This is a genomic window from Tessaracoccus sp. OS52 (assembly GCF_020687685.1).
In the GTDB taxonomy this organism is placed as follows: Bacteria; Actinomycetota; Actinomycetes; order Propionibacteriales; family Propionibacteriaceae; genus Arachnia.
In genome coordinates this window covers 1,869,383-1,885,252 of sequence record NZ_JAJEWM010000001.1, presented here as the reverse complement: position 1 = coordinate 1,885,252, position 15,870 = coordinate 1,869,383, and the positions used below count along the sequence as shown (strand labels likewise).

Annotated in this window: 13 protein-coding genes and 1 pseudogene; 8 read left to right on the top strand and 6 right to left on the bottom strand. The window is 68.1% G+C overall.

The features are described 5' to 3' along the window. Positions 1 to 22: 22 nt before the first annotated feature. The 4 genes and pseudogenes from LKO27_RS08920 to LKO27_RS08905 all read right to left on the bottom strand — a co-directional run bounded on the left by LKO27_RS08920 (position 23) and on the right by LKO27_RS08905 (position 3,900). Positions 23 to 1,339, bottom strand: a complete 1,317-nt coding sequence (locus tag LKO27_RS08920) for a TRAP transporter large permease (protein ID WP_227737046.1) — start codon at positions 1,337 to 1,339, stop codon at positions 23 to 25. A 1-nt stretch (position 1,340) separates the two neighbouring features. Further along, on the bottom strand, positions 1,341 to 1,874 hold the full coding sequence (locus tag LKO27_RS08915) for a TRAP transporter small permease (RefSeq protein ID WP_227737045.1): 534 nt from the start codon (positions 1,872 to 1,874) through the stop codon (positions 1,341 to 1,343). Between the two features lie 219 nt (positions 1,875 to 2,093). Beyond that, positions 2,094 to 2,995, bottom strand: a pseudogene (locus LKO27_RS08910) (TRAP transporter substrate-binding protein). A gap of 338 nt (positions 2,996 to 3,333) precedes the next feature. Continuing rightward, positions 3,334 to 3,900, bottom strand: coding sequence for a protein-L-isoaspartate O-methyltransferase (locus tag LKO27_RS08905; protein ID WP_227737043.1), 567 nt, complete (start codon positions 3,898 to 3,900; stop codon positions 3,334 to 3,336). A gap of 75 nt (positions 3,901 to 3,975) precedes the next feature. On the opposite strand from LKO27_RS08905, the gene LKO27_RS08900 reads away from it, so the two are divergent. Beyond that, positions 3,976 to 5,268 carry an MFS transporter gene (locus LKO27_RS08900; protein WP_227737040.1) on the top strand — a complete coding sequence of 431 codons (1,293 nt, stop codon included), beginning with the start codon at positions 3,976 to 3,978 and terminating at the stop codon, positions 5,266 to 5,268. Here the strand turns inward: LKO27_RS08900 and LKO27_RS08895 are convergent. Beyond that, complete coding sequence (locus LKO27_RS08895) at positions 5,243 to 6,088, bottom strand: hypothetical protein (RefSeq protein ID WP_227737039.1); 846 nt, start codon at positions 6,086 to 6,088, stop codon at positions 5,243 to 5,245. The two genes, LKO27_RS08900 and LKO27_RS08895, sit on opposite strands and share 26 nt — an antisense overlap. 37 nt (positions 6,089 to 6,125) lie before the next feature. Between LKO27_RS08895 and LKO27_RS08890 the strand changes: the two genes are divergently transcribed. The 6 genes from LKO27_RS08890 (at position 6,126) to LKO27_RS08865 (ending at position 12,744) form a co-directional block, all read left to right on the top strand. Then, entirely contained in the window at positions 6,126 to 6,656 is a 531-nt protein-coding gene (locus LKO27_RS08890; RefSeq protein ID WP_227737038.1) for a GNAT family N-acetyltransferase, read from the top strand. A gap of 106 nt (positions 6,657 to 6,762) precedes the next feature. After that, the gene (locus LKO27_RS08885; protein ID WP_227737037.1) at positions 6,763 to 8,154 is read left to right on the top strand and encodes an alkaline phosphatase PhoX; all 1,392 of its coding nucleotides are present in this window, start codon (positions 6,763 to 6,765) and stop codon (positions 8,152 to 8,154) included. Between the two features lie 54 nt (positions 8,155 to 8,208). Further along, on the top strand, positions 8,209 to 8,673 hold the full coding sequence (locus tag LKO27_RS08880) for a phosphoribosyltransferase (protein ID WP_227737036.1): 465 nt from the start codon (positions 8,209 to 8,211) through the stop codon (positions 8,671 to 8,673). Next, a complete protein-coding gene (locus tag LKO27_RS08875; protein WP_227737282.1) occupies positions 8,666 to 8,878 on the top strand; it encodes a hypothetical protein in 213 nt (70 codons plus the stop codon). Before LKO27_RS08880 ends, LKO27_RS08875 begins: the two co-directional genes overlap by 8 nt. An 87-nt stretch (positions 8,879 to 8,965) precedes the next feature. Further along, a complete protein-coding gene (gene tkt, locus LKO27_RS08870) occupies positions 8,966 to 11,023 on the top strand; it encodes a transketolase (RefSeq protein ID WP_227737035.1) in 2,058 nt (685 codons plus the stop codon). Positions 11,024 to 11,055: 32 nt separating this feature from the next. Beyond that, positions 11,056 to 12,744 carry a S49 family peptidase gene (locus LKO27_RS08865; RefSeq protein ID WP_227737034.1) on the top strand — a complete coding sequence of 563 codons (1,689 nt, stop codon included), beginning with the start codon at positions 11,056 to 11,058 and terminating at the stop codon, positions 12,742 to 12,744. 3 nt (positions 12,745 to 12,747) lie between these two features. On the opposite strand, the gene LKO27_RS08860 is transcribed toward LKO27_RS08865, so the two are convergent. Continuing rightward, a complete protein-coding gene (locus tag LKO27_RS08860; protein WP_227737033.1) occupies positions 12,748 to 13,950 on the bottom strand; it encodes an MFS transporter in 1,203 nt (400 codons plus the stop codon). Positions 13,951 to 14,096: 146 nt separating this feature from the next. On the opposite strand from LKO27_RS08860, the gene LKO27_RS08855 reads away from it, so the two are divergent. Then, positions 14,097 to 15,821 carry a VanW family protein gene (locus LKO27_RS08855; protein ID WP_227737032.1) on the top strand — a complete coding sequence of 575 codons (1,725 nt, stop codon included), beginning with the start codon at positions 14,097 to 14,099 and terminating at the stop codon, positions 15,819 to 15,821. Positions 15,822 to 15,870: the final 49 nt, after the last annotated feature.

Sequence of the window (15,870 nt, the reverse complement as noted above, 5' to 3'; positions counted from 1 at the left end):
ACGACGGTGTCGTCGAGGGTTACTACTTGATGAGTCCCATCACACTCGGCAACCAGAGCGAGAGCTGAGGAACGAACGCGACGATGAACAGCGCACCGACCAGCGCCCAGAAGAAGGGCCACAGCCGGCTGATCAGTGCCTCGATCCGGACGTTCGCCACCCGGGCGGCGACGAACAGGTTGTTGCCGATCGGCGGCGAGATGTTGCCCAGGCACATGTTGAACACCATCATCGTGCCGAAGTGGATCGGGCTCACCCCCAGTTCGGTGACCACTGGCAGGAAGATCGGGGTGAAGATCAGGATTGCGGGGGTGGGGTCCATCACCGTACCCGCGATCAGCAGCACGATCATGATGATGATGATGATCAGGACCTTGTTGCTCGTGAACCCGAGGAGGCCGGCGGTGACGAGTTGGGGGATGCTCGCGAAGGCCAGGACGTAGCCGAGGATGCTGGAGACTCCAATGAGGAGCATGATGATGCCGGTCACCTTGGCGGCCTCGAGGAGGATCCTCGGCAGTTCCCTGACCGGCAATGTCCGCTGCACGAGACCGAGCACCAAGGAGTAGAGCACGGCGATGACCGCCGACTCCGTGGCGGTGAAGATGCCGCTCAGGATGCCGCCGATGACGACGAAGATCATGAGCAGGGCGGGGACGGCCTTCAGGAAGATGACCAGCGCCTGCTTGAAGGTGGGTCGCGCGGCGGTGCTCTTCAGCTCTGGGCGCTTGCGGGCGTACCAGGCCACCACCAGGATGCAGACGGCCGACCACAACAGGCCCGGGCCGACGCCAGCCATGAAGAGGGCACCGATGGAGGTGCTGGAGACCAGCGAGTACACGATGAAGGTGTTGCTCGGGGGGATCAGCATCCCGGCTGGCGACGAGGCGCCGTTGACCGCCGCGCCGAAGGCGGGGTCGTAGCCGGCCTTTCGCATCGGGGGACTGAGAACGGTGCCCACGGCCGCGGCGGAGGCGACCGACGCGCCCGATACCGCACCGAAGAACGTGTTGGCGACCACGGTGGTCTGCGCCAGCGCCGCGGGCATCCGGCCGGAGATCACCATGGCCAGGTCGATGAGCCGGGACGCGATGCCGCCGGTGTTCATCAGACCGCCGGCCAGCACGAAGAAAGGAATCGCGAGGAGGGCGAACGAGTTGCTGCCCGAGAAGATCTTCTGGGCCCCGGTGAAGGCGGCTCCGTCCCAGTCCCCGAGGAGGATGAAGACGGCCAGCATCGAGGGGAGGCCCATGGAGACGGCCACAGGCAGGCCCATCGCGATGCCGATCGTGATGCCAGCGACGAGCACGATCACTGCAAGCGTTGTCAAAGGATCCATGTCAGACGGCTCCTTCGAGCTCGGTGGAGGGGACTGGCTTCTCGACGCCCGCGAGGATGCCGACGATGTGCGTCAGCGAGTAGAAGCAGGTCAGTACGCCGGCCAGGGGCATGACGAGGTAGATCTGGCCGACGGTGAGCGGCAGGGTGGAGATTCCCTGTCCCCAGGCGTTCTCGGCGACCCGGAGGCCGCCCATGATGAAGACCGAGATGAAGAAGAAGATCACGACCAGTTCGATGATGATGCCCATGACCTTCTGCCCGCGCATCGGGAGCTTCTCCACCAGCATCTCGACGGCGATGTGGCCCCGCTCGGAGAACACGTAGGCCGCCGACAGCATGGCGAGGACAACGAAGGTGAACAGGGCGGCCTCCTGGGTCCACGGCGCCGAGTTCTTGACGATCTCACGGGTGAACACCTGCCAGGCCACGATGATGACCAGCAACACGAACAAGACGATGCACAGCAGTGCGAGGATCCGGTCCACGACCTTGCGGATGGTCCCGAGGACGGCGATCAGGCCGTGCCAGCGCACGGGCCCCGGTTGGGGTGTGGGGGCCGCTGGGGGTGCTTCGTCGCCAGGGACTGGCTCTCCGGGGAAGTTTGATTCCGGTGGTTTGGTGGTCAAGGTTGTCCTCCGTGGACGCGGGTGGTGCTGTTGCTTGGATTGATCGAAGCGAGGGCGCCGGCGGTCTGGGACCCCCGACGCCCTCGCTGCGGTTGTGTTGCGGTGCTGCTGGCTATCCGGGTGGAGTTACTTCGCGCCCTGGATGGCCTCGTAGAGGGACTTCTGGCTGTCCTCGGTGAGGAACTCGTCCAGCAGCGGGGTCAGGACCTCGGTGAAGGCCTCGCTGTCAACCTCTTCGAAGGTTGCGCCCGCGGCCTCGGCGTCGGCGATGGCGGTCTCGGTGTCGGAGACCCACTGCGTGGTGTGCATGTCCCAAGCGGCGTCCCAGGCCTCGTCGAAGGCTGCGCGATCCTCCTCGGACATCTCGGCCAGGGTGTCGGCGTTGATGATGACGAAGTCGGCGCCGATCAGGTGGCGGGTGAAGGAGAAGAAGGGGGCGACCTCGTGGTGCTTGTTCTTGAAGTAGGAGATCTCGTTGTTCTCGGCTCCGTCGACCACGCCGGACTGGAGGCCGGTGTAGACGTCACCGAAGGGCATCGGGGTGGGGGAGGCCTTGAAGGCGTTGATCATCGCGAGGAAGACGGGCTCTCCTGCACGCGGATCTTCTTGCCGGCCAGGTCCTCGGGGGTCTGGGCGATGGCGTCCTTGGTGTAGATGCTGCGAGCGCCCTGGGTGAGGCCACCGACGACCGTGATGCCGTTGCTGTCCTCGAGCGAGGTGTAGAGGTCTCCGACGATCTCGTCGTCGGCGAGGACCTTCATCTGGTGGTCGATGGACTCGAACACGGTCGGAAGGCTGAAGATGGTGAAGTCCTTGGAGAGGTTCTCCAGCTGCGGTGCGGAGACGACGGCCATGTCGATGACGCCCTGGCCGACGGACTGGACGTACTCGTCCTGGTTGCCGAGGGTGCTGTTGGCGTGCACCTCGATGTCCCAGCGCCCGTCGGTGGCCTCCTTGAGGTCCTCACCGAAGGCCTCGAGGGCGATGTAGGAGACGTGGTCCTCAGGCTGGTTGAGGGCCAGCTTCATGACGGTGGGCTCGACGTTCTCGGCCGGCGCGCTTTCCTCCTCGGACGCGGTCTCTCCGGCGGTTGCGGTGGTGGTCTCTTCGGGGTCCTCCGGCGTGGTGGTGCCGTTGCTGCAGGCGCCGATCATGAGTGCTGCGACGGCGCTCGAGGCGACGAGCGCGAATCGGGTGGTCTTCCGCATTGGTGGGTTCTCCTTCGAACTTTCAGGGCTTGTTCGGCATCTGTGCCGGCATGTTGCTGTAGAAGCAGCATGAGCCAGCCCTCAGTCAAGTGTCGAGGTTGTTGCCACCAGTTGCATCGATCCGCGTCCACCGTTACCGAGTCGTTACCGCAATCGCGTCAGTCCTCGATCAGTGGGACGAACACATAGAAGCCATGCCGGGTCACCAGCTGGTCGCCTCCGGCGCGCACCACCCGGGTCATGACGCCTGCGACCGGGACCACCATGACGCCGCCGTCGGCCAGCTGGTCCACCAGCGCCCGCGGCAGGCTGTCCGCTTCGGCCGAGACGAGGATCCGGTCGAAAGGCGCATCCGCCGGGGCGCCCAGGGTCCCGGCGGTGGCTTGCCGGATCTCGGCCCAGGGCCAGCTTCCGCTCTCCAGCGCCCGGCAACCGCCGGCCACCAGTTGCGGCACGCGCTCGACGCCGATCACCCTGCCCTGCGGACCAACGAGTTCCGCCAGCAGGGCAGTGGTCCAGCCCGAACCCGAACCCACGTCGAGGACCTTCATCCCCGGCTGGACGTCCAGGAGCTCCAGCATGGCCACGACGGTGCTCGGTTGTGAGTTGGTCTGGCCGTGTGACAGGGGCAAGGGGCGGTCCAGACGCCACAGGTCCCGGAGATTGTCAGGAAGGAAGGCGCTGCGTGGCGCTGCCCCCATCGCTGCGCGCACCCTGGGATCCATGTCGACCTCCTCGTCCGGGCTCTTCCATTGTGTCCCTTGGGCGGCGGGGATGGGAGAGTTGGGCAGGAGGTGGCGGTGACAGGACAACCCGATGGTGCGAGGCGGACGCTCGCGCGGCTGGTGTGGCCGATCTACGCGCCGGTGCTGCTGGAGGCGATCGGGGCGTCGGCGCTGCTGCCACTGATCCCGCTCATCGCTCTGGAACTCGGGTTCAGCGTCCCGGCGGCCGCCGGTCTCACGGTCGTCTCGGGCGCCGTCGGCGTGCTCGGCCCCATCCCCGCTGGATGGGTGATGACCGCGGTGGGCGAGCGCCTCTCGATGATCACCACCGGGATCGGGCTGGTGCTCTCGGCGCTGGCAGGCTTCGCCGTGGTGTCCCACGCGATGGCTGTCGGGGCGACCGGCGGTCACCGCGTCGGCTTCTTCCTGGCACTGCTGGCCACCGCCATCTGCGAACAGGTCTGGATGCTCGGCCGCCAGGCCTACATGGGAACGCAGTTGCCGGTGGCCGTGCGCGCGCGTGGGATGTCAACCCTCGGCGGCATGATCCGAATCGGCCATGTGCTCGGCCCCGTGGCGGGTGCGGCTGTGGTGCTGGTGCTCCACGAGGGGTGGGTCTTCGCGCTGGCCGCCCTCACCGCCGCCGTCGCCACGGTTCTGGTGATCGTGAACCTGGTGCCCTCTGATCGCGCGCCTTCCAGGACGCCGCTTCGGCAGCAGGCCCGCGAACCGATCCCGGACACCCCGTCGCCGTACGCGCCGGGACGTCCTGCCATCACCACGATGCTGCTCGCCGGCATCGGCGTCATCCCGCTCGCGATCAGCCGCACCAACCGACCGCTGATCCTGCCGTTGCTGGGTGCGGCACTCGGGCTGGATGCGGCCACGATCTCGCTCATCTTCGCCGTCGCAGCCGCGGTCGAGATCTTCATGTTCGTGCCCGGCGGCACCCTGATGGATCGCCGCGGCCGGACGGCGGTCATCGTCCCCGCGCTGTTCGTCTGCGGCTTCGGCTACGTCCTCCTGGCCGTGCTGGCCGTCACAGTCGGGCAGTCCTCCCGGACGGGCGCGGTGGCGGCGGTGGGGGTGTCGGCCATCTGCGTGGCGCTGGGCAACGGGCTGAGTTCGGGCATCGTGATGACGCTGGGGATCGACCTGTCGCCGGAACAGCACCGCACCAGACACATCGCGCGCTGGAACACGATCACCAGCGTCGGGAGGCTGGCGGGGCCGGCGATGGTGTCCCTGATCACAGTTGCGGCACCCATCGCCGTGGCAGGGCTGGTGACGGGTGTGCTGTGCGTCGCTGGCGGGGGTTGGCTCTGGCGGTTCCTGCCCGGTGTCACGCCCGAGGCGAATCGGGCCTAGCCACGGAGACTGTCATCGAGAGGGTGTGGGAGCCGCCCGCCGGCACCTTCACCGCATCGCCCTGGACGTTGCCCACCTCGACGCAGACCATGCGCGTCCACTCGTCGGGTCCGAATCCCGGCAAGGGCGCTGGGCCCGGGTTCCAGACCACGACGCTGGCGGCGTCGCAGGAGGTGACCGTGATGGTGCGGGAGGGTTCCTCGATGCGCACCGGTCCGCTCCACTGGTAGACCCGGTCGATGCTCCCGGCGGGCACGACGCTCTCCCCGGCGGCCACGCGCCGGAGCGGAGGATCGACGCTGTGGTCCCGGAACGGAGCGTCCTCGAGTTCGGTGATCCGGACGTTGCGGACATCTTCGACGGCGAAGTAGGTGTGGAGCGCCTCGTCGAGGACGAATCCCGTGCTGGGGGAGCCGACGGTGAGCCGCACCACGAGTTCGGCACCGAAGGTCACCTCGTGGCGGAACCGGATGTCGGAGGGGTAGTCGCCGGCCCCGGGGAGGTGGGCCACGGCCGCGCCGTCGAGTTCCCACACCAGCCGGGTTCCTGCCCGCCCGTCGGTCCGGGACACCAGTTCCCAGGGGACCCAGCGCACGAGGCCGTGCGGACGTGGCACATGGACGCCGTCGCGCCCGCGGCCGAACCAGGGCGCGCAGACCGGGATTCCGCCGTGGAACTCCAGACCGGGAACGGGGGCCGAACCTGAGCTCACGAACAGCACTTCCTCGCCGTCTGCGGGCCGCCAGGACGTCACCGTCGCGCCGAGGTCGAGGGCAGCTGCGCTGCAGTTGACGTTTGAGATGCTCCGCAGGGTGGACATGGTCAGCACGGTATCGCCGCCGCCTAGAATCGGTCACATGGCGCCCACCATCCGCTCGGCCACGCACGCCGACCTGCCAGCCATCGTCGCCATCTACAACGAAGCCGGGGTGGGGACCACCGCCTCCTATGACATCGAGCCCGTCGACCTCAAGAACCGACGGATCTGGTTCGACAAGCTCAAGGCCGCGGACTTCCCCGTCCTGGTCCTGGAGGATCCCGCCGAGGGTGGCGTCATCGGTTACGCCAGCTTCGGTCCCTTCCGCGAGAAGGCCGGGTATGCCTACACCGTCGAGCACTCGGTCTACGTCGCCGAGGGCCGGCGCGCGGCCGGCGCGGGCCGGATGCTCATGACGGCCCTCATCGACTACGCGCGCGGCCACGGCGTCCACGTCATGGTCGGTGTGCTGGACGCGGAGAATGCGGCGTCGCGGGCGTTCCACCAACGCCTGGGATTCGTCGAGTCAGCGGTGCTGCCGCAGGTCGGGCGCAAGTTCGAGCGCTGGCTGGACGTCGTGTTCGTGACGATGATCTTCCCCGACGGCCACCAGCACGTCCCATTTGAGTAACCGACTGTTCGTGCACGGTTCATCCGGCGGTCACCGAACTGACCGCTGTCTGGGAGAAGGATCACAGGTGCTCGCATCTGACCTCTTCGCAGAAAGGCGTTCTCCCATGAACATCAACCGTCGCCAGCTCCTCACCGGAGGTACCGCTCTAGGTGCCGGCCTGGCCCTTTCCGGACTCCCCGGACTCGCCCTGGCCGACCAGCACGTCCGCCCCGGCCACGCCGGCCGCGCCTTCGGGCACCTCGTCCCGGCGGGAGACATCGCCGTTCCCGAGGGTTTCCGGGTCACTGTCATCTCCCGCGTCGGCCAGACCCCCCTGCTGAGCGGCCCCGGCGGTGAGGTCATCGGCGTCACCCCCGGCAACGTGGACGGCGCCGGAGCCTTCAAGTTCGCCCAGAACCACCGCCTCGTGCGCAACCACGAGCTGCGCAGCAATGCCGCCTTCAAGGTGCCGACGATCCCGGGCACCGTCTACGACCCGTCGCAGGCCGGCGGCTGCACCGTCGTCGACGTGGACCGCAACAACGTCAACGTGGGCGAGTGGGTCGGCCTTTCCGGAACCATCCGCAACTGCGCCGGCGGCCAGACACCGTGGGGCTCCTGGCTGACCGCCGAGGAGGACACCACCAAGGCAGGGTCCACCACACCGGCCGGTGTTGCGGAGAAGGACCACGGCTACGTGTTCGAGGTCTTCCCCGACGCGCCTGACAAGCAGCTGCCGCTGCCCATCAAGGCCTGGGGCCGTGCGGTCTGGGAGGGTGCGGCCATCGATCCCTCCCGGCGCAGCGCCTACATCACCGAGGACACCGGCGACGGCCTCCTGTACAAGTGGGACGCCCCCGAGGGTGAGCAGCTCGCTGCCGGTATCGCAAGCCTCTTCGGCGAGAACGACGGCACCCTCTACGCCGCCGCGGTGCTCGCGGGCGACGGTTCGGTCTACCCGCACTTCGCGTCGATGACCGCAGCCGACCTCAACGATCCCAAGCAGGTCCGCTGGGTGCTCCACGACGGTGACCGCCAGGCGCAGGAGACCAACCTGCGACACCAGTTCGAGATGACCGCGGTCACCCGGCACCCGAAGATCGAGGGCTGCTGGTCCGACGGCAAGGGCCTGTGGTTCACCTGCTCCTACGCCAACGAGGCACAACTCGCCAAGGGCGCCGTGGCCACCAACCGCGGGATGGTCTTCCGCTACGACTTCAAGGCCCAGACCATGACGCTCAAGATCTTCTACGACATGGACAGCGAGTTCGACGGTCCGGACAACATCACGATCTCCCCCTTCGGGACGGTCACGCTCGCCGAGGACGGTTCCGGTGAGCAGCACCTCATCTCCTGGACCGAGGGCCTCGGCTCGCAGGCCATCGCGCTGAACCTTCTGGACGGCGGCGAGTTCGCCGGGCCGGTCTGGAACCACTTCGGCGACACCCTGTTCGCATCCCTGCAGGGACACGCCACCTACGCCATCTCCGGCCCGTGGCGCAAGTACCTGGGCTGACCAGTCGGCGTGCTGCCCGCGGCCGGGAAACCGGTCGCGGGTAGCATGGCGCCCATGTCCTCGCCATCCGACGCCTCGCTCACGTGGAAGGGGTTCGGCGGCGCCTGCACCGACCTCGCCCACCAGGTACGGGAATCCGGCTTCAAGCCCACTGTCATCGTCGCCGTGGCGCGCGGCGGGTTGCTGCCGGCCGGTGCTCTGGCCTACGCGCTGGGAATCGACCTGGCCGATGCGATCAACGTCGAGCGCTACACAGATCCCAACGAGCCGACGGCGGACCCGATCCTGCTGGCGCCCCTGCTTGACACCGCGGCCATCGCGGGCCGCCAGCTGCTCGTGGTGGACGACATCACCGACACCGGACGCACGCTCGGTCTGGTCACGAAGCTCCTGCGTGGCTTCGGGGCGGACGTGCGCAGCGCCGTGCTGTTCTCCAAGCCGAACACAATTTTCGCGGCTGACTACGTCTGGCAGCACACCGACGGCTGGGTCACCTTCCCGTGGGGTCAGGATGGCTGAGATCCGCAAGTTCGACCCGGATGCGGGCGAAGGGATCGCCAGGCTCGTTCGGGAGGCGATGGGGGAGAGCATCCGACCAGTCGAACCGGGGTCGCCGAAACCCGAACTCACTCCCGAGCCGGACGAGCCGGACGAGCCGGACGCGGACACCGGCCCCGCTGCATCGTGGAGCTGGGACGAGTCGGGTCCGACGTTCCAGTTCTGAGCCCCGAACGACGGTTGGCGGCAGGGGCCCATAGAGTAGGCCTGTGCATCTGGGCTGAGCGCCCGGCGTCAACTGATAGGAAACATCGTGACTCTTGATTGGACCGAACTGGACTCGCGCGCCGTGGACGTGGCCCGCATCCTTGCCGTCGATGCGGTGGAGAAGGTCGGCAACGGCCACCCGGGAACGCCCGTCTCCCTGGCGCCCCTGGCCTACCTGCTCTACCAGAAGGTCATGAACATCGACCCGACCGACGACATGTGGCTGGGCCGTGACCGCTTCGTCCTCTCCGCGGGGCACGCCTCGCTCACGCAGTACTGCCAGCTCTACCTGGCCGGTGCGGACATGGAACTGGATGACATCAAGGCGCTGCGCACCTGGGGTTCCAAGACCCCCGGCCACCCCGAGTACCACCACACCCGGTTCGTGGAGTGCACCACCGGTCCGCTGGGCGCAGGCATCTCCAACGCCGTCGGCATGGCCATGGCGGCCCGCCGCGAACGTGGTCTGTTCGACCCCGAGGCACCCGCCGGTGAGTCCGTGTTCGACCGCTACGTCTACGCGATCGCCGGCGACGGCTGCCTGCAGGAGGGCGTCTCCTCCGAGGCCTCCTCGCTGGCCGGGACGCAGAAGCTGGGCAACCTGATCCTGTTCTACGACGACAACCGCATCACCATCGAGGGCCACACGCCCATCTCGTTCACCGAGGACGCCTCCGCCCGCTACGAGGCCTACGGCTGGCACGTGCAGCACGTCGACTGGACCAATGGCGGCACCGAGTACGCCGAGGACCTCGACGCGCTGCTGGCGGCCATCGAGGAGGCCCAGTCGGTGACCGACAAGCCGTCGTTCATCAAGCTGACCACCGTGATCGGCTGGCCCCTGCCCAACAAGGCCGGCAGCCACGACGTCCACGGCAGCAAGATCGGCGGCGACGAGGTCGCGGCACTCAAGGAGAAGCTCGGCTTCCCGCAGGAGCCTTTCGCGATCGACCAGGACGCCGTCGACCACGCGCGGGCCAACGCCTCAGAACGTGGGCGCGCCGCCCGCGAGGAATGGGACGCGAGGTTCGCCCAGTGGCAGGAGGCAAACCCGGAGCGCAGCCAGCTGCTCGAGCGGGTGCGGGCCCACAAGCTGCCCGAGGACCTGTCGCTCCCGGTCTTCGAGGAGGGCAAGATGTCCACCCGCAAGGCCTCTGGCGAGGTCCTCAGCGCACTGGCGGACCAGCTGCCCGAGCTGTGGGGCGGCTCGGCCGACCTGGCCGGCTCGAACAACACGACGATGAAGGGCGAGCCGAGCTTCCTGCCCGAGTCCCGCCAGACCGAGGAATGGCAGGGCAACGAATACGGCCGCACGCTGCACTTCGGCATTCGTGAGCACGCCATGGGCGGCATCGTCAACGGCATCGCGCTCTCGGGACTGACCCGTCCCTACGGTGGCACGTTCCTGGTGTTCTCCGACTACATGCGCCCCGCCGTCCGCCTTTCAGCCATCATGGGCATCCCCAGCACATTCGTGTGGACCCATGACTCCGTCGGCGTCGGCGAAGACGGTCCCACCCACCAGCCCGTCGAGCACTTCGCCGCGCTGCGCGCCATCCCCAACCTCGACGTCGTGCGCCCAGCCGACGCCAACGAGACCTCCGTGGCCTGGGGCGAGATCCTGCGTCGCAACACCAACCCCGCCGGACTCCTGCTCTCGCGCCAGGACCTGCCCACCGTCGCCCGCGGTGACAAGTACGCCTCCGCGGAAGGCGTCGCCAACGGCGCCTACGTCCTCAGCGAGGCCTCGACCGACCCGTCTGTGATCCTGATCGCCACCGGCTCGGAGGTCTCCGTGGCAGTCGCCGCGCAGGACGAGCTCGAGGCCGAGGGGATCCCGACCCGCGTGGTCTCGATGCCCTGCCAGGAGTGGTTCGACGCGATGGACGACGAGTACAAGGAGTCCGTCCTGCCCGCCGCCGTGACGGCGCGGGTGAGCGTCGAGGCCGGCATCGCGATGGGCTGGGCGAAGTACGTCGGTCCCAAGGGTGCGTCGGTCTCCCTGGAGCACTTCGGTGCCTCCGCCAGCGGGGCCAAGTGCTTCGAGGAGTTCGGCTTCACGGCCCAGAACGTGGCCCAGACCGCCAAGGCACTGCTCGCCTGAGCGCAGGGTGTCGGGTGGGTACCCTTGGGGACATGCGCCTCAAGGACCTGCTCGACACCCTTCCTGTTCTGGACTCCAGGACCGTCGTCCTGGAACTCGACCTCGCGCGCGGCCTCATCGAGGTCAGGCCCACCAACCCGCTGAAGGCGCTCCAGTCCCTAAACGCGGCCACCATGGGCATGCTCAGGGACCACCTCCATCAGGCAGCCACGGACAGCCGGGTGGCAGGTCTGGTGATCCACGCCGTGGACCCGAGCCAGCCCATGGCCGTGCTGGATGAGGTCGGCCAGCTCATCGAGGAGTTCGGGCGGCACAAGCCCACCGTCGCGTGGGCCGAGTCCTTCGGGGAACTCGCCAACAGCCTCGCCGCCTACAAGCTCGCGACGGCGGCCGGGCAGATCTGGCTGCAGCCCACCGGCGACGTCGGCATAGGCGGGGCCGAGGTCAACATCGTCCTGTTGAAGGGGCTGCTGAACAAGGCCGGCGTGGAGCCACAGTTCGGGCAGCGCAAGGAGTACAAGACCGCTGCCGACCAGTTCTCGGCCTCAGAGGTCTCCGAGGCCAACCGCGAGATGATGACCCGCATCGGGCAGTCCGTCGTTGACGACGCCGTCGCCACCATCGCCCGGCGCCGGAGCCTCGACGCCGCCACGGTCTGGGAGGCCGTCAACGACTCGCCGCTGAGCGCTCAGCGCGCCCTCGAGCTCGGCCTGGTCGACCACCTCGGTTACCGTGACGAGGTCTACGCCGCCAGCCTGCAGGAGTGGTCCGCTGCGCCGGAGAACCTGCGCTACGTGCAGCGCTGGACCCCGAAGCCCTCGCTGCCCCGCCTGCGCAACAAGCATCGGGCGAAGGTCGCCGTCGTCTCGTTGCGGGGCGCGATCGTGACTGGCCGCGGCGGTCCCGGAGGGCTGGCCGGCGAGATGGCGGGTTCCGACGTCGTCGACGAACACCTGCGCGCCGTGCTGCGCGACGACGACGCCAAGGCGGTGGTGTTCGAGATCGACTCACCCGGGGGTTCCGCCGTCGCATCCGACTTCATCCGCCGCGCCGTGCTCCGCGTCAAGGAAAGCGGCCGTCCGGTCGTGGCCCGGATGGGGTCGGTCGCGGCTTCGGGCGGGTACTACGCGGCCATGGGTTGCACCGAGATCGTCGCCCAACCCACCACGCTCACCGGCTCCATCGGAGTCCTCGCCGGGAAGATGGTGACCGCCGGGCTCTACGACAAGCTGGACCTCAAGCGCGAATCGATCCGGATCGGGGCCCGGGCCGGCATGCTCTCCTCGGCCACAGAGTTCAGCCACGAGGACTGGGCCAAGCTCGATGAGTCACTGGACCGCATCTACCACGACTTCACCAGCTTCGCCGCCGCCGACCGGGGCATGGCCCACGAGGAACTCGAGCCCCTGGCCCGGGGCCGCGTCTGGACCGGAGCCGACGCCCTGGAGCGCGGCCTCGTCGACCACCTGGGTGGCTGGCGCACGGCTTTCGAGCGCGCCTGCGCCCTCGCGGATGTGGACCCCGAGGAGGTCTCCGCGGAGCGCGTGGGGCACCTTGGCGCCATTGAGCGCCTGCTGCCGGCCAACTCCAGTGAATCCCGTTCCGCGGCCGGGACTGCCGGTCCCGTGACGGCGGAGGACCTGCTCGTGCGGGCCGCCGCCTGGCTCGGGCTGTACGTTCCCGGCGCGCTCAGCCTGCCGTTCCGTATCGAGGTCCGCTGACTCTCAGGTGTTGGCCGTCCTGAAGGACAGGTCGAGCGACTTGGGGATGAACATCGCGTACAGCGCGCCGGCGATGAGGATGAAACCGCCCACCATGAAACCGGCCTCGAAGGACACCGCGTCGATGATGGCGCCCGCGATCAGCGGGCCGAGGATGCTGCCGATGTCGGTGACCATGGAGAACACCGCCACCGGCGCCCCGCCCCTGCCGTGGGTGGCGTCCGCCACGGCCGCCGTCGGGGCGGTGCCCTGGAAAGCGGCGCCGACGCCGTAGACGCAGAGCGCGGCGATCAGGAACCCGATCCCGGGGGAGTAGGGGATGGCTATCGTCGCTACACCGCAGATCAGTCCGGATGCGATCATGACCGGCTTGCGGCCGATGCGATCCGTGGCGTTGCCGGCGGGCGCCAGCATCAGCGTCTGCGCCACCGCGGCGACGGCGAAGGCGATGCCGGTCCACGCCGTCTCCAGCATCAGGCCCTCCATCACGAAGATGGGAATCAGGGCGTTGCGCACGCCGTAGGACTGCCACCCCTGGCCGAGCGCCACCACGCACGCGGCCTGGTAACGGACGTCCCTCATCACGTCGGCGAAACGCCGGGGCGCGCGCTTGTGGCTCTGGAGAACCGGGGCCCGTGCGGGCAGCATGAGAGCCGTGAACACGGCGGCGACGGCGAGCATGACCGCGTAGAAGTAGAACGGCGCCTGGTAGGAGATCCCGCCGAGGATGCCACCCAGTGCCGGTCCGGCCATGGAGCCCAGCAGGAAGCCGCCCTGGTAGAGACCCGAGGCCCGTCCCCGGAGGTCCTCGGGCGCCGAGGCGAGCAGGAGGGTGATGGCGGCGATGGTGAACGTCGCTGACCCGACACCACCGAGGCTGCGCAGGAAGATCATCATGGCCAGGTTGGGGGCCAGGGCGGTCGCGACGGTCGAAGCGGCCACGATGAGCATCCCGACGGTGATGGCGTTGCGCTCACCGATCAGGCGGCCGACCCTGGGCGCGAAGGGACTCATCACCAGCCGCATGGCGGCGAACCCGCTGACCACCAGCCCGAGTTGGAAGGTGGAGGCGTTGAACGTGCGTGCGAACGGGGTGAGCACGGGGATGACCACCCCGAACCCAACGGCCACCAGGAAACCGGCTGCGGCGAGGACCCATGTGGTGCGCGGCAGTCCCGTCGCCCTGATCCGATCCCTGAGACCCACTGAAACCTCCTGGAACATGCGCTGGACCCAACGGCAAACCCTACCCCGCGACGGTGGGGACAGCGGCGCGGGGCTTTGGTGGCTGACCACGCCCAACGTAGGATTGGGAACCGAGCGACGGCTGGTCGCGGTGAAGGGATCATGAGTTGAGCAAGAGCAACAAGCCCGGCGGCAGCGCCAGAAAATGGGTTCTGGGGGCAATCGTCGGCCTGCTGGTGCTACTGGCCGGCGCCTACGTCGCCGCGTACTTCATCGCGGGCAACCAGATCCCGGCCAAGGCCGAGGTGGAGGGGGTCGCCATCGGCGGCCTCTCCGCGGCCCAGGCCGAGGAGAAGCTGCGCGCCGAACTGGAGCCGAAGTACGCAGCACCCATCGCCGTGACCGGGCCGGATGACGTCGTGGTGGAACTCCCGCCCCTTGAGAACGGGTTCCGACTCGACTACGAGGGCGCCATCCGCGACGCAGGCGGCGGGTTCAGCTGGAACCCGGCCGACATCCTCAACGTCTTCAACGGCGGAGGCCCAGTCGAGTTGCGCAAGCTGGTGGACACCGAGGTCCTGGACAAGAGCCTCCAGGCGCACGCCGACAAGTTCATGACCGAGGGCAAGGACGCCACGCTCGCCTACGTCGACGGTGAGATCGCGCGCACGGACTCCGTGAACGCCACCGCGCTCGACGCTGCAGCCACGAGTGAGGACGTCGCGGAAGCCTTCGAGAGCCGGGACCTGGAGGTGGAGGCGACGCTGACCGAGACGCCCCCGAAGATCACCACGGAGATGGTCGACGAGGCGGTGGCGACAGTCGCTGCCCCCGCCATCTCCGGCCCGGTGACGATCAAGGCAGGGGAGGGCAGCTTCGAGATCACGCCCGCCCAGATCGCGGAGGTCACCACACTGGCCTTCGACGAGAACGGCGCCTTCAGCCACAGCTTCGACACCGACCGCCTGCTGGAACTGACGCAGGACGCTCGGGCTGAGGCCCTTGACCTGACGGAAGCCAAGGACGCCTCCTACAAGATGTCCGGCGGAGCCATCGTCGTCGTGCCCGCAGTGGACGGTCAGTCCGTCGCCCCGGAGGCGATCGTGGCCGCTTTCGAGGAGACCTTCCTGAAGGAGGGTGACCAGCGCGTCGCCGAGGTCGAGGTCGTCAAACAGGCTGCCGACTTCACCACCGAGGAGGCGCAGGCGGTCGTGCCCAAGGAGGTGATCGGCGAGTTCACCACCAACTACCCCCACGCCGATTACCGCAACACCAACCTCGGCCGAGCCGCGGCGTCGGTCAACGGCACCGTAGTGCTGCCCGACGAGGTCTTCAGCCTCAACGACACCCTCGGCCCGCGGACGGCCCAGAACGGCTACACCGACGGCTACGTCATCAACGGCGGCGTGCTGGTGCGCGAGTCCGGCGGCGGGATCTCCCAGGCCGCCACCACCCTCTACAACGCCGGCTTCTTCGCAGGCCTGGAGGACGTCGAGCACAAGCCACACTCGCTCTACTTCTCGCGCTACCCGGCGGGCCGCGAGGCGACCATCTACTACGGCTCCATCGACATGCGCTTCCGCAACGACTCGGGCAAGCCCATCTACCTGCAGGGCTACATCAACGAGTCCGCGCCCGGCAAGCGAGGCGCCATCACGTTCAAGGTCTGGGGCACCCGGGTCTGGGACCGGGTGGTCTCCACCGAGCTGGTCCGCTCCGATTACTACAACGGCGAGAAGCGTACGGTGACGGCACCGGACTGCGAACCGCAGGCACCCATCCAGGGCTTCACGGTCACCTGGAGCCGGTTGTTCTACAAGGGAGACGCCGTGGCCAAGAAGGAGGACTACAAATGGAAGTACTCCGCGGGCGACGAAATCATCTGTGCCTGAGAACCGCTAGGCTGGTCCGAGCCGAGCCCGCTTCGAAAAGGAGTTCCCC